The following is a 14013-nucleotide window of genomic DNA, read 5'->3' as shown; positions in this document are numbered from 1 at the left end:
TCCAGCAATTGAAAGCGTTTACTAGAAAGGGTGGCAATGTGGACAGATTTGAAATTAAAGAGGAGTTTCTTTTAAATGGTCAACCATTTAAAATTTTATCAGGCGCCATTCATTATTTTCGTGTAGATCCCTCAGATTGGTATCATTCACTTTATAACTTGAAAGCTTTAGGCTTCAATACAGTTGAGACATATGTACCATGGAATTTACATGAACCGCAAAAAGGAACATTTCATTTTGAGGGAATATTAGATTTGGAGCGCTTTTTAAAATTAGCACAAGAACTTGGACTATATGCGATTGTGCGGCCGTCTCCTTATATTTGTGCAGAATGGGAGTTTGGTGGTTTTCCAGCTTGGCTATTAAATGAACCAGGACGGATGCGTTCGAATAATCCAACCTATCTGAAGCATGTTGCGGAATATTATGATGTTTTAATGGAAAAAATTGTTCCGCATCAACTTGCTAACGGTGGCAATATTTTAATGATTCAAATCGAAAACGAATATGGTTCATTTGGCGAAGAAAAAGCGTATTTACGGGCGATTCGTGATTTGATGATTGCACGTGGCGTGACAGCACCATTTTTTACTTCTGACGGGCCATGGCGCGCAACATTGCGGGCAGGCAGCATGATTGAAGATGATATTTTAGTAACTGGGAATTTTGGCTCAAAAGCCAAAGAAAATTTCGGTATGATGCAAGCCTTTTTTGAAGAACATGGTAAAAAATGGCCGTTAATGTGTATGGAATTTTGGGATGGCTGGTTTAATCGTTGGAAAGAGCCAATTATTAAACGAGATCCGCAAGAATTGGCTGAATCAGTTAGAGAAGCATTAGCATTAGGCAGTATCAACTTATATATGTTTCATGGCGGCACCAATTTTGGGTTTATGAATGGCTGCTCCGCACGAGGAACCATTGATTTACCACAAATCACTTCCTATGATTATGATGCGCCACTTGATGAACAAGGGAACCCAACCGAAAAGTATTTTGCGTTACAAAAAATGCTTCACGAGGAGTATCCTGCGTTACCACAAGCTGAGCCATTAGTAAAAGAATCTTTTGCGCAAACAGCAATTCCTTTAACCAACAAAGTGAGTTTGTTTGCAACCTTAGAAACGATTAGTCAGCCAGTAATTAGCGTTTATCCGCAAACCATGGAACAATTAGGACAAAATACAGGCTATCTTCTTTACCGAACAAGCATTGAAAAAGATGCTGCAGAAGAAAAGCTAAGAGTGATTGACGGTCGTGATCGTCTGCAATTATTTGTCAATCAGGTACATCAAGCAACGCAATATCAAACGGAAATCGGCGAAGATATTTACGTTACACTGCCGCAAGAGAATAATCAAATCGATGTTTTAATGGAAAATATGGGTCGTGTCAATTACGGGCACAAATTATTTGCAGATACTCAGAAAAAAGGGATTCGAACGGGTGTCATGGCAGATTTACATTTTATGACGCAATGGCAACAATATTGTTTACCTATGACAAGCTGTGAACAGGTAGACTATTCAAGAGAATGGCAACCTGATCAACCAAGCTTTTACCAGTATCATGTGGAGTTAGCAGAAGTGAAAGATACATTTATTGATGTTTCTAAATTCGGCAAAGGAATTGTTTTTGTTAACCAAACCAATCTTGGTCGTTTCTGGAATGTTGGTCCCACGCTTTCCTTATATATTCCCAAAGGATTATTAAAAGAAGGGCAAAATGAGATCGTCATTTTTGAAACGGAAGGAACGTACCAACCAGAAATTCAGTTAGTAAAAGAACCACTATATAAAGAAATGAAAGAGGGATTACAATGAGTATTATTGGCGTAAGAATTGATGGACGTTTGATTCATGGACAAGTGGCAAATTTATGGGCGACAAAATTGAATATTTCCAGAATTATGGTCGTTGATGATGAGGTTGCAGGGAATGCCATTGAAAAAAGTGGCTTAAAATTAGCAACACCAGCTGGCGTGAAACTAAGCGTGTTACCAGTTGAAAAAGCTGCTCAAAATATTTTAGCAGGAAAATACGACTCACAACGTTTACTAATTGTGGTACGGAAACCAGATCGTTTATTAAAACTAGTAGAACTTGGGGTGCCGATTAAAGAAATCAATGTTGGGAACATGTCACAAACAAACGAAACACGGTCGATTACTAAGTCAATCAATGTGGTCGATCAAGATATTGAGGTTTTTAAAGAGTTAAATGCTAAAGGTGTCCATCTGATTGCTCAAATGGTGCCAAGTGACAAAGCGGAAGACTTTATGAGTTTGATAACAAAATAGGAGGGAACAAAAAATGAATATCTTATGGTGGCAGATCTTATTATTAACATTATACGCAGGATACCAAATTTTAGATGAATTACAAATTTATTCTTCATTAAGTGCGCCAGTGTTTGCAGGTCTTTTTGCAGGATTAGTGATGGGGGATATTAAAGCAGGACTTATTATTGGTGGAAGTATGCAATTAACTGTATTAGGAGTTGGGACTTTCGGGGGTGCTTCCAAAATTGATGCTAACTCAGGCACGATTCTTGCCACAGCATTTTCTGTGTCTTTAGGAATGAACCCTGAACAAGCAATCGCTGCTATTGCAGTACCAGTTGCTAGTTTAATGATTCAATTAGACATTTTGGCTCGTTTTGCGAATACCTACTTTGCACATCGGATTGATAAAATGGTCGAAGATATGAACTATAAAGGAATTGAACGTAACTTCTTAATGGGTGCCTTACCTTGGTCTCTTTCTCGAATGATTCCAGTCTTCTTAGCACTTGCTTTTGGTGGTGGTTTAGTACAAAAAGTTGTATCTGTCCTAAATGGCGATTTGAAATGGTTAGGTGATGGCTTGTCTGTTGCTGGGGCGGTCTTACCAGCGGTCGGTTTTGCAATTTTACTACGTTACTTACCAGTGAAAAAACATTTCCCTTATTTAATTCTTGGTTTCACTGTAACTGCTTTACTAGGAACAATCTTTACAAACATGCAACTTTTAGGAACATCTGTTGCGAGCGTTGTGAAAGACTTCAGTGGTGTATTTAACGCACTACCAATGTTAGCAGTTGCTTTAATTGGTTTCGCTTTAGCCGCAATTAGCTACAAAAATGGTCAAATGATTCCGAGTGGGCCAGCAGCCAAAAAAGAACATGCAGCGAATGATTCAGACGAAGGAGAGATTGAAGATGACGAAATCTAATTATAAATTGACGAAAGAAGATTTTAAACAAATTAATCGCAGAAGCTTGTTTACTTTCCAATTAGGTTGGAACTACGAAAGAATGCAAGGATCAGGTTACTTGTATACGATTTTGCCACAATTGCGTAAAATTTATGGGGATGATACGCCTGAATTAAAAGAAGTGATGAAAACACACACGCAATTTTTCAATACTTCAAACTTCTTTAATACGATTATTACAGGGATCGATTTGGCCATTGAAGAAAAAGAAGGCATTGCTGGAAAACAAACAGTTTCAGGTTTGAAAACTGGTTTAATGGGACCGTTTGCAGCAATTGGGGATTCAATTTTCGCAGCTTTAATTCCAACTATTTTTGGGGCGCTAGCTGCCAACATGGCGATTAATGGCAACCCAACTGGTATCTTTATCTGGATTGTTGCTCAAATTGCCGTGATGGTCTTCCGTTGGAAACAATTGGAATTTGCGTATCGCGAAGGAATTTCTTTGGTGACAACTATGCAACACCGCTTAACTGCCTTAACAGACGCTGCAACTTTACTAGGGGTCTTCATGGTTGGCGCTTTAGTGGCAACGATGGTTAATGTCAAACTATCATGGGCACCAAGTATTGGGGATGTAACACTTAACATGCAAAATAACTTGGATATGATTTTACCACGTCTACTTCCTGCAGGAATTGTCGGTGGCGTTTATTGGATGCTAGGTAAAAAGAATATGACGTCTACTAAAGCCATTTTTATCGTATTAATTGTCTGTGTCGCATTGTCTGCGTTAGGTGTTATTTCAAAATAAGTAAGACAGGAGAAAATCGATGAGTGAACATTTAGTTTTAGTAAGTCATGGCCGTTTTTGCGAGGAATTGAAAAAAAGTGCGGAGATGATTATGGGACCGCAAGAAACAATTTCCACTGTTGCTTTATTACCAGAAGAAGGTGAAGCTGACTTTTTAGAAAAATTTGAAGCGATTACGGAATCGCTAGAAGATTTTGTTGTCTTTGCTGATCTATTAGGGGGGACACCTTGTAATATTTTATCCAAAAAAATTATGCAAGGTGCTTCGTTTGACTTATATACTGGGATGAATTTACCGATGGTTATCAGCTATGTAAATGCAAGTTTATTAGCGATCGAAGGTGACTATGTTAAGGAATCAGCAGAAAGTATTGTGAAAGTCAACGAATTGCTGCTAAATGTTGCAGTAGATGGCGAGGATGAATAATTCTGACTTGTTGTCGTAAGTAATCAAAGTTTTTAAGAGAATGATTTAGAGATGGACGTTCCAAAAATAAAAGAATTTATTTTTGGAACGCCCCTTTAATTGTTAATAATGAAAGCGCGTTCAAAAATGTTAGGGGGCTGATTTATCAGATGAAACATGGAAAAATAAAACGATTTAGTACATTGACACTATTGGCAAGCGCAACGATTTTAGTACCATTAAGTACGTCTGCAGAAGAAACAACAAACAGCAGCACTGAAACAAGCTCATCAATGGTGGAACCTGCCGCAACAGAAGAAAAATTGTGGCAATCTGATTTTCCAGGAGGGAAAACTGGTGAGTGGCAAGATGTGATTGGTAAAACAAATCGAGAATTAGCAGGAGAGTCATTGGCGATTTCACGAGATGCAGCAGCAGGTAATAATGCCGTATCTTTAAATTTAGATTCCCCTAAATTAGCTGATGGTGAAGTAGAAACAAAGTTTAAATACACTGCTGGAAGCGGTCGAACGGGTGTGATTATACGTGGTAATACCAAAGATAGCTGGGTTTTTGTAGGCTATAACGCGAATGGCAAATGGTTAGTTGAAAGCCCTAATTCGTGGAATGATTCAATTTCTGGGCCAACGTTAAATGAAGATACGAATTATTTGTTGAAAGTACGTTATGTTGGTGAAAAAATTACTATCTGGCTTAACACCACGTTGATTTACGAAGGAGAACCTGTTTTGGCCAATGGAGACAAAATTCCAACAGAAGCCGGACATGTGGGTGTCCGTTTGTGGTACGACAAAAAAATTGTCAATTATGACTATTTTAAAAATGGCCCCGTAGATAGCATTCCAGAAATTGTGCCAGAAGTGACACAAATTGCGCCAGTCAAAGTTTTTACAAAAATTGGTGTCGCACCAAAATTACCGAAACAAGTAAAAGTGACCTATAATACTGGTAAAGAAGCCAATGAAGCAGTCCGTTGGAATGAAATCGATCCTGATGCATATAAAGAACCAGGAACTTTTGAAGTCGACGGTACTTTGGAAAATACAAACATCAAAGCAAAAGCCAGCATTGTTGTTGCTAAAGACAATGAAGCTGAAAAAGGCGACAAAATCTCTTCCGCAGATTTAACAGCCGTGGTTGATCCACAATTTCCACGAATTATTCGCTACGAAGACCCTCAGAGTAATCAAGTGATTTTTAATGGCCAACACGAGAAAATTGACCAAGTAATGATTGATGGCAAAGCATATAAAGCAACTGCTGAAAAACAGAAGAGTGAAGCAAATCAAGCCGTTTATAACGTAGCTGTCCCAGAAATTGGTTTGCGTTTCACAACGACATTGACTGTTTCCGAAGGCCAAGAATTAGCTATGAAACTCTCAGATATTCGTGAAGAAGGAACCAAAATACACACAATTTCAATTCCAAATCAAGGCTTGATTTCTGTCAATAGTACAGATGAAGGGGCGACTTTTGCTGGCGTTGTGATGAATACTGGGACAAATGCAAATAACGGAAATAAAAATGGTGATACTATCCAAGATTTAACTACAACAAGCCAAGAAGAAACGAAAAAATATATGTATGGTTTCTTAAATACGGCGAATTATGCTGCAAGTTTTTGGACGAACGCCTATGGAGACGGCTCTGTCGATGGTAGTGACAACAATCGAATCCATAAACAAACAAAAGAAGCGGCGACTGGTTTTGTAACAACCTTGTCAAGTGGGGCATGGACCTATCGACCATTTGATGCACCGGAAGATTACACAACTGGAGAAACGCCAGAAGTGAAAGTTAAATTCTCAAAAGATAGCAACGACGACAATCGGGTGGATTGGCAAGATGCGGCAATTGGGTTCCGTTCAATTATGAATAACCCAATGGGTGCGGAAAAAGTCCCTGAATTAGTCAACCAACGGATTCCTTTTAACTTTGCTAGTCAGGCGACAAACCCATTCTTAGTGACGTTAGACGAATCAAAACGTATTTACAATTTAACAGATGGATTAGGACAAATGAATTTACTAAAAGGGTATCAAAATGAAGGACATGATTCTGCGCATCCAGATTACGGTGCTATTGGTCAGCGACCTGGTGGGGAACAAGCGTTGAATCAATTAATTGATGAAGGACATAAATTAAATGCCGTTTTCGGTGTGCATATTAATGACACCGAGTCTTACCCAGAAGCAAAAGGATTTAATGAGGAATTAGTTGATCCAACGAAGCGTGGCTGGGATTGGTTAGATCCGTCTTATTTTATTAAACAAAGACCCGATACATTGAGTGGTCGTCGCTATGAGCGCTTTAAAGAATTAAAACAAAAAGCACCGAATCTAGATTATATTTATGTTGATGTTTGGGGCAACCAAGGCGAATCAGGTTGGGCAAGTCGTCAACTAAGTAAAGAAATTAATTCACTCGGTTGGTTTACAACCAATGAATTTCCGAATGCTTTAGAGTATGACTCGGTTTGGAACCATTGGTCTGCAGAAAAAGATTACGGCGGTACAACAACGAAAGGCTTTAACAGTACAATCGTTCGTTTTATTCGGAATCATCAAAAAGACACTTGGATTATTTCCGACAACCCTTTGTTAGGTGGAGCTGAATTTGAAGCCTATGAAGGTTGGGTGGGTAAAACCAATTTTAATACCTATCGCCAAAAAACTTTTGCCATTAATGTCCCAACTAAGTTCTTACAACATTACCAAATTACAAACTGGGAAACTACAACAGCAGCAGATGGTCAAATCTATGGCACAATTAAATTAGCGAACGGTGCTGAAAAAGTGACCGTTACTCAAGCAGATGCTAATTCGCCAAGAAGCATTACGTTAAATGAGACAGAAGTTCTAAAAGGTGATGCGTATCTACTGCCTTGGAATGTCAATGGTCAAGACAAACTATATCACTGGAATCCAAAAGGCGGTACCAGCACTTGGTCATTGGATAAGAAAATGCAAGGAAAAACGAATTTACATTTATATGAATTAACAGATCAAGGGCGTATTGACAAAGGCGCAATTGCCACTACAAATAACCAAGTGACCATCCAAGCCGAGGCTAATACACCGTATGTCATTGCTGAACCTGATAGTATTGAACCCATGACATTCGGAACAGGAACACCATTTAAAGATCCTGGATTTAATGAAGCCAATACCTTGAAAAATAACTGGAAAGTTTTCCGAGGTGATGGAGAGGTTAAAAAAGATGCCAACGGTGATTATGTCTTTAGTTCAGAAAAAGAAAGAACCGAAATCAAACAAGACATCAATCTTCCTAAACCAGGAAAATATAGTTTGTATCTAAACACAGAAACACATGATCGCAAAGCCACAGTAACTGTTAAAATTGGTGGTAAAAAATATACGCGGACAGTGAATAATTCGGTTGCCCAAAACTATATTCAGGCAGATATTAACCATACAAGCAGGAAAAATCCGCAGTATATGCAAAATATGCGAATTGATTTTGAAATCCCAGATAATGCCAAAAAAGGCTCGGTGACGTTAGCGGTTGATAAAGGCAATTCCGTTACAAAATTTGATGATTTACGAATTGTTGAGCGTCAAACGGATATCATGAACCCAGACAAACAAACAGTTATTAAGCAAGATTTTGAAGACACACAAGCAGTTGGGTTATATCCGTTTGTTAAAGGCTCAGCTGGTGGTGTAGAAGATCCACGGATTCATTTATCAGAAAGAAATGAACCTTACACACAATATGGTTGGAATGGAAACCTTGTTTCAGATGTATTAGAAGGCAACTGGTCCTTGAAAGCCCATAAACAAGGAGCAGGTTTGATGCTTCAAACAATTCCGCAAAATATTAAATTTGAACCGAACAAGAAATATACGGTCCAATTTGATTATCAAACTGATGGTGAAAATGTCTTTACTGCTGGGACCATTAATGGGGAGTTGAAAAATAACAATGACTTTAAGCCAGTCGGTGAGTTGACTTCGACAGCAGCAGATGGTCAAACCAAGCATTATGAAGCAGAAATAATTGGGGATGCTTCAGGAAACACCACGTTTGGTATTTTTACAACAGGTGCCGATAAAGATTTCATTATGGATAACTTTACGGTCACAGTGGAATCGAAAAAATAAATTTAGTCTATCTAGAAGAGGTCGGAACAGAAGTGTTTAACTCCGAGAAATAAGAAGGAATTTCCGGAAATTATTCTATAATTTTTGGAGACCAAGTAGGTATTGTTCATCATCGAATCACTACGTTCTTCGTGATTCTCAACAATTTCGGCTTATTTCCGAAGGACCTTCACCAAGTAGGTACGATGATTTCATCTGTTCATGCTTCACAGTGAAACATCGCAACTCTTAGAGCTGTAGCTCTTTTGAAGGCTGTACTGTGACGAGACGCATGTCGAGAAAACACCTTAGAAGTTGTTGAGATCGGAGCAACGCGTAGTGTTGCTTCTGTTCCCGCCGTTTATCAGTTTTTGAGCGTGAAGCAAAAATCCAAAGTGATTTTTGTCCCACGCTCTACTTCTTTTATGAGAAGAAGCAAGGTCTAGTGCCTCATTTTTATACTGCAGAATAAACAGACACATTTTTTAAAGTGTCAGGCTTCTTTGTGTATTTCATCAAGAACGAATGGACAAACTTGCCTTTTGCCACAAATCGTTTACAATTACAATGATAGGCATAATTTATTTAGAGGTGAAGTGATTGAAGAAATACAATGTTGATTGGAATTACTGGGTTGTCCGCTTTTTATTTGTAATGGCGCTGATTGTTGGCTATTTATTAATCACGAATTATCAGCACTTTGTCCATAGTGTTTCGGGTTTATTAGGCATCTTATCCCCATTCATTACTGGGTTCGTGATTGCTTATTTATTGAGTGGAAGTCAGAAAAAAATCGAGGGATTACTAGAAAGAGTTCCTTTACCAGCCGTAAAAAAAGCGAAACACGGCTTGAGCGTACTCCTTTTGTACCTGATTATTTTGTTTATTTTTGTCTTGACATTAAACTATATCGTTCCGCTACTCATTAGTAATTTAGTAGATTTAGCAAACTCTTTACCCACTTTTTATGATCACATGGTTCAGTTTGTGATGAGTTTAGAAGATAAAGGGATTTTAAAAACAGCCGTGATTGAAAAATATTTAAATAGTGTCCTTAAAGATTTGTCGCCAGAACGTTTTTTAAATCAATGGACACAAGCGTTGTTTTCATTAGGAACGTTGACTAAAAATGTTTCTTCATTCTTTTTAAATGCATTTTTGACGTTGATTATCTCAATATATGCGCTGGTATTTAAGCAATCTATTTTGACATTTGTTAAAAAGGCTGCCCACAAATTGCTGTCTGAAAAAGTGTACAAGCAAACACAAACCTGGTTAAATACAACGAATAAAATTTTCTATAAATTTATCAGCTGCCAATTTCTTGATGCCTGTATAATTGGCGTTTCATCAACGATTTTGTTAAGTATTTTGAATGTGAAATTTGCTGTGACTTTGGGGATTTTATTAGGTATTTGTAATATGATTCCTTATTTTGGTTCGATTTTTGCGTCAATTGTTGCTGGTGTGATTACGCTTTTCACAGGTGGTGTTACTCAAGCCATTACGGTGTTACTAGTTTTATTAATTTTACAACAAATTGACGGTAATATTATTGGTCCTCGAATTATGGGAGATGCCCTAAATGTCAATCCGATTTTAATTATTGTTTCAATCACGATTGGGGGAGCGTACTTCGGCGTCTTAGGGATGTTTTTAGCAGTTCCTGTTGCTGCAATCATTAAAATTATTGTCTCGGAGTGGCTAAATGAATCAAAAGAAAATGATAAGATTGTAGATTCTATTGAATCCTAAAGTAAAACTTTTCGTCGCGCGTTGACGAAAAGTTTTTTAGTGGAAAAGAAAGTTTAATTATTTGGAATTTTTGATATGCTATACTTAAAGTAAATAAAAAATCAAAATTGAGGTGAATAGATGCAGTTTTTAAAAAAATATGGCGGCTATTTTTTAGTTTTAGGGGTCTTACTTGATTTTTTTACACCTTATTATGTCGGATTCAAAGATCAAGGTTACAATCAATTGACAGAAGTAATTAGCTTATTAGGTGAGGTGAATAGTCCAGTTAGGGAAAACTTTAATCGGTTAACTATCATTGCGGGAATGTTGATGTTAGCAAGTTTACCTAGGATATATGCTATTTTTTCCAGAAAAACGAAAAAAGGTGCTTGGTTAGTAGTGGCAATGATTGGCGCTTATGGTTTATTTGATTGTATTTTCAGTGGGCTCTTCAGCGTAGACACTTCAAGCGCTGGCACAGTTGCTGCCGCGCTTCATAACGGAGGATCAGCAGTCGGTTATACAGGCTTTTTGTTGTTATCAGGCGTCTTAACCATTATCTATAGTAAATACGGTTCGCAAAAAAATAAAAAACTTTTTGGCTTTTTGTTTATTTTATGTATGCTTGCAGCCGGCTTATATGGCTTAGCAAGGATTCCACAACTACAACAGGTAAAACCATTTAATTATTTAGGCTTATGGCAAAGAGTGAGTTCATTTTGTAATTATCTACCAATGCTGGCACTGTGTTTACAAACTAAAACCAATGACAAATTTGATTGAACATTTGTCATTGGTTTTTTACTAGTTAAAATTGTCTGGTAATAACTTAATTATTGGCTACGGTGACTTCACCAGTAACAGTGGCACCATCTTTTTCTAAGTCAGCAGAATCTTTGTATTCTTGTTTATCAAAAGTAATATTGCCATTAACTTTGGTACCATTTAAAGTAAAGCCATTTGCTTTCACCTCAATATCACCTTTGACAGTCCCGTGAACGATATTGAAATTTTCAGAAGAAACGATTAGCTTAGGAACCGTGATTTCATATTCAGCAGTTACTTTTTTATTATCATCTTGAGAATAAAGCGCTAATTTACGATAGACATCGTTGGAATCTTTCCCCTTATCATGGAAAGTACCAGCAACTGTTACCTCTTTATCAAAAGTGACATTGTCAGTAGCTGCGACAATCCAATTTCCTTTATCACTTAACGCCATTTCGAGCTCTTCAGGCTTGGCACTAATTGAAGCACCAGAGACTACTTCTGTACTTGAATTAGCTGTTTCTTTGCTACTAGAACTACTATCTGTTTTTTTATCAGATGAACAAGCACTAAGCAGCACAAGAGCAGCAGTTGCCGTCAAAACAGTGGTGAGTACTTTAGACATTTTCATGAAAATCCCTCCAAAAAATTTATTTATTTCTTCCTTTATCATAACTGATTCAAAGGGAAATGAGTAATCATACACTCAAAGATTGAGAAGTTTGGCCAACGGGAAATTAGGCTTATTCTCTCAAGAATGTTCAGGAAATATTCAAAGTAATCATTTCTTTTTCAAATGTTCCTTTTCTGTAGTAAGCTAGTAATAGACAGAATTTAAGGAGGAGATTTTGATGCCTTGGAATATGAATGATTATCCTACATCAATGAAAAATTTAGCACCTTTGATTCGGAAAAAAGCGATAGATATTGGCAATGCGTTGCTTGCGGATGGCTACCCTGATGATCGCGCCATTCCAATTGCGATTAGTCAAGCGGAGAAATGGTATCAAGAGGCAAGTGAAGCAGACAAAAAAGCCTTCGAACAAGAAGCAAATCCTACGAAACAAGATTCGCATAAACAGGATAAACATGCGGGAAAATTATTAACGGCGGCTGTCAACGTTAAATATAAAGACGGCCAATGGTTGGTGATTTCAGACAGCGCTGAAAAAGCAAGTAATACATTTACCCACAAACAAGAGGCGATTGAACGAGCCCAAGAAATTGCTCGGAATAAGCAAACAAAGCTGAAAATCTATAAGCAAGATGGTACGTTACAAGAAACCAAAGAGTATACTGAATAATTTTTCGAAACCTTGATATTCCGTTGCAATTCAAGAAACGGTTATCAAGGTTTTTTTGCGAGGGAGAAATGGACAAGTAAGAAAAAATAACAAAAGTTAAGAATGAGAATAAGACTTGCTTTTCTAGTTTTTGGTGGGTACAATTACACTAATTAAGATAAAAAATCAAAATAATTGAGGTGCTACGACAATGGAAAAAGCCAATCTTGATTGGAATAATTTAGGATTTTCTTACATTAAAACGCCCTTTCGTTATATTAGTTATTGGCGAGATGGCAAGTGGGAAGAAGGCACGCTAACAGATAACAATCAGTTAACGATTAGTGAAGGTTCGCCTGCTCTACATTATGGCCAACAATGTTTTGAAGGATTAAAAGCGTATCAATGTGCAGATGGTTCTGTCAATTTGTTTCGTCCAGATGAAAATGCCAAACGGCTACAAAAAAGTTGTGCGCGTCTACTGATGCCACAAGTGCCAGTAGAAACCTTTGTTTCTGCATGCCAAGAAGTGGTGAAAGCCAACCTTGCTTATTTACCGCCATATGGAACGGGCGGTACGTTGTATCTTCGCCCTTATATGATTGGTGTCGGCGATAATATTGGCGTAGCACCTGCCAAAGAATACATTTTTTCTATTTTTTGCGTGCCGGTTGGTTCGTATTTTAAAAATGGTTTAGCACCAACCAACTTTATCGTTTCTGAATATGATCGAGCAGCGGGTCGAGGAACTGGGGCAGCTAAAGTGGGGGGCAATTATGCAGCTAGTCTTTTACCAGGTGCAGAAGCACATGAGAAAGAATTTAGTGATTGCATTTATTTAGATCCGTATACGCATACGAAAATTGAAGAAGTTGGTGCAGCCAATTTCTTTGGCATAACCAAAGATGGTACTTTTATTACGCCGAAATCAGCGTCTATTTTACCAAGTATTACTAAATATTCATTATTGACGCTAGCAAAAGAACGTTTAGGGATGACGGCGCTTGAAGGAGACGTTTACATTGATCGATTAGCGGACTTCTCCGAAGCGGGTGCTTGTGGCACAGCGGCGATTATTTCTCCTATCGGTGGGATTCAAAATGGCACAGATTTCCATGTATTTTATAGTGAAACGGAAGTTGGACCAGTGACTAAGCAACTATATGATGAACTGGTTGGCATACAGTTTGGTGACAAAGAAGCGCCAGAAGGCTGGATTGTAAAAGTTTAAAGAGACAAAAAAGAGAGAATTCATGCTCTCTTTTTTTTTGTGTAGAATATTCAGAATTTTCTATAAAAATATTGACTTTGATTCTATTTAAAGGAATAATGGAAGATACAAGATTTAAAAAAGGAGGGGAAGTTATTGCTTATTAAATCAGCAGAATCAGAAGAAATGACGATTTTTTTTGATAAAGAAAACCAACCAAATGCACAAGTTCAAATGGGCATTATTACATTACAACCTGGTGAAAAACGGCCTTTAGCTGGATATGCTCGCCATGAACAGGATGAATATTCTTATGTGATTTCTGGCGAAGCACATACGATTTTAGAAGATGGTCAAGACTTAGTCGGAAAAGCTGGACAAGCCCAATTAATTGAAGCTGGTGAGGGGCACATTAATTATAATAATGGGTTGGAGCCAGCGGTCGTTGTCTGGATGCTTGTTGAAAGGACAAAATAA

12 protein-coding genes are annotated in these 14013 nt (G+C 37.7%); 11 read left to right on the top strand and 1 reads right to left on the bottom strand.

The annotated features are described in order from the left end of the window. Positions 1–8: 8 nt before the first annotated feature. The 8 genes from IGL90_RS07570 to IGL90_RS07535 all read left to right on the top strand — a co-directional run bounded on the left by IGL90_RS07570 (position 9) and on the right by IGL90_RS07535 (position 11058). Positions 9–1823, top strand: a complete 1815-nt coding sequence (locus IGL90_RS07570) for a glycoside hydrolase family 35 protein (protein ID WP_174078482.1) — start codon at positions 9–11, stop codon at positions 1821–1823. Further along, positions 1820–2299, top strand: coding sequence for a PTS system mannose/fructose/N-acetylgalactosamine-transporter subunit IIB (locus tag IGL90_RS07565; RefSeq protein ID WP_002361968.1), 480 nt, complete (start codon positions 1820–1822; stop codon positions 2297–2299). Before IGL90_RS07570 ends, IGL90_RS07565 begins: the two co-directional genes overlap by 4 nt. A 13-nt stretch (positions 2300–2312) precedes the next feature. Further along, complete coding sequence (locus IGL90_RS07560) at positions 2313–3212, top strand: PTS mannose/fructose/sorbose/N-acetylgalactosamine transporter subunit IIC (RefSeq protein WP_002357253.1); 900 nt, start codon at positions 2313–2315, stop codon at positions 3210–3212. Further along, positions 3199–4008: a PTS system mannose/fructose/sorbose family transporter subunit IID gene (locus IGL90_RS07555; protein WP_002357254.1), complete on the top strand. Its 810-nt coding sequence runs from the start codon at positions 3199–3201 to the stop codon at positions 4006–4008. The genes IGL90_RS07560 and IGL90_RS07555 overlap by 14 nt, the downstream gene beginning before the upstream one ends. 19 nt (positions 4009–4027) lie before the next feature. Then, positions 4028–4435 carry a PTS sugar transporter subunit IIA gene (locus IGL90_RS07550; protein ID WP_048737261.1) on the top strand — a complete coding sequence of 136 codons (408 nt, stop codon included), beginning with the start codon at positions 4028–4030 and terminating at the stop codon, positions 4433–4435. A gap of 149 nt (positions 4436–4584) precedes the next feature. Next, positions 4585–8559 (top strand): endo-alpha-N-acetylgalactosaminidase family protein, encoded by a 3975-nt coding sequence (locus IGL90_RS07545; RefSeq protein WP_048737259.1) that lies wholly within the window; start codon positions 4585–4587, stop codon positions 8557–8559. 579 nt (positions 8560–9138) lie between these two features. Continuing rightward, complete coding sequence (locus IGL90_RS07540; RefSeq protein WP_048737088.1) at positions 9139–10293, top strand: AI-2E family transporter; 1155 nt, start codon at positions 9139–9141, stop codon at positions 10291–10293. A 120-nt stretch (positions 10294–10413) separates the two neighbouring features. Continuing rightward, the gene (locus IGL90_RS07535; protein WP_048737086.1) at positions 10414–11058 is read left to right on the top strand and encodes a DUF998 domain-containing protein; all 645 of its coding nucleotides are present in this window, start codon (positions 10414–10416) and stop codon (positions 11056–11058) included. A gap of 46 nt (positions 11059–11104) precedes the next feature. Here IGL90_RS07535 and IGL90_RS07530 read toward each other — a convergent pair whose 3' ends face one another. Further along, positions 11105–11716, bottom strand: coding sequence for a lipoprotein (locus tag IGL90_RS07530; RefSeq protein WP_002382413.1), 612 nt, complete (start codon positions 11714–11716; stop codon positions 11105–11107). A gap of 178 nt (positions 11717–11894) precedes the next feature. Between IGL90_RS07530 and IGL90_RS07525 the strand changes: the two genes are divergently transcribed. The 3 genes from IGL90_RS07525 (at position 11895) to IGL90_RS07515 (ending at position 14013) form a co-directional block, all read left to right on the top strand. Next, positions 11895–12347: a DUF2188 domain-containing protein gene (locus IGL90_RS07525; protein ID WP_048737084.1), complete on the top strand. Its 453-nt coding sequence runs from the start codon at positions 11895–11897 to the stop codon at positions 12345–12347. A gap of 190 nt (positions 12348–12537) precedes the next feature. After that, positions 12538–13557: a branched-chain amino acid aminotransferase gene (locus IGL90_RS07520; RefSeq protein ID WP_002369265.1), complete on the top strand. Its 1020-nt coding sequence runs from the start codon at positions 12538–12540 to the stop codon at positions 13555–13557. A gap of 135 nt (positions 13558–13692) precedes the next feature. Beyond that, the gene (locus tag IGL90_RS07515; protein WP_002369266.1) at positions 13693–14013 is read left to right on the top strand and encodes a cupin domain-containing protein; all 321 of its coding nucleotides are present in this window, start codon (positions 13693–13695) and stop codon (positions 14011–14013) included.

The organism is Enterococcus sp. DIV1307a, assembly GCF_050537425.1.
GTDB classification, from domain to species: Bacteria; Bacillota; Bacilli; order Lactobacillales; family Enterococcaceae; genus Enterococcus; species Enterococcus faecalis.
This window is presented reverse-complemented; position numbering and strand designations above follow the sequence as displayed.

Excerpts from the sequence above, each read along its gene's own strand:
- IGL90_RS07565 (WP_002361968.1), top strand. The coding sequence starts at position 1,820 with ATGAGTATTATTGGCGTAAGAATTGATGGACGTTTGATTCATGGACAA.
- IGL90_RS07560 (WP_002357253.1), top strand. The coding sequence starts at position 2,313 with ATGAATATCTTATGGTGGCAGATCTTATTATTAACATTATACGCAGGA.
- IGL90_RS07555 (WP_002357254.1), top strand. The coding sequence starts at position 3,199 with ATGACGAAATCTAATTATAAATTGACGAAAGAAGATTTTAAACAAATT.
- IGL90_RS07550 (WP_048737261.1), top strand. The coding sequence starts at position 4,028 with ATGAGTGAACATTTAGTTTTAGTAAGTCATGGCCGTTTTTGCGAGGAA.
- IGL90_RS07545 (WP_048737259.1), top strand. The coding sequence starts at position 4,585 with ATGAAACATGGAAAAATAAAACGATTTAGTACATTGACACTATTGGCA.
- IGL90_RS07535 (WP_048737086.1), top strand. The coding sequence starts at position 10,414 with ATGCAGTTTTTAAAAAAATATGGCGGCTATTTTTTAGTTTTAGGGGTC.
- IGL90_RS07530 (WP_002382413.1), bottom strand. The coding sequence starts at position 11,716 with ATGATAAAGGAAGAAATAAATAAATTTTTTGGAGGGATTTTCATGAAA.
- IGL90_RS07525 (WP_048737084.1), top strand. The coding sequence starts at position 11,895 with ATGCCTTGGAATATGAATGATTATCCTACATCAATGAAAAATTTAGCA.
- IGL90_RS07520 (WP_002369265.1), top strand. The coding sequence starts at position 12,538 with ATGGAAAAAGCCAATCTTGATTGGAATAATTTAGGATTTTCTTACATT.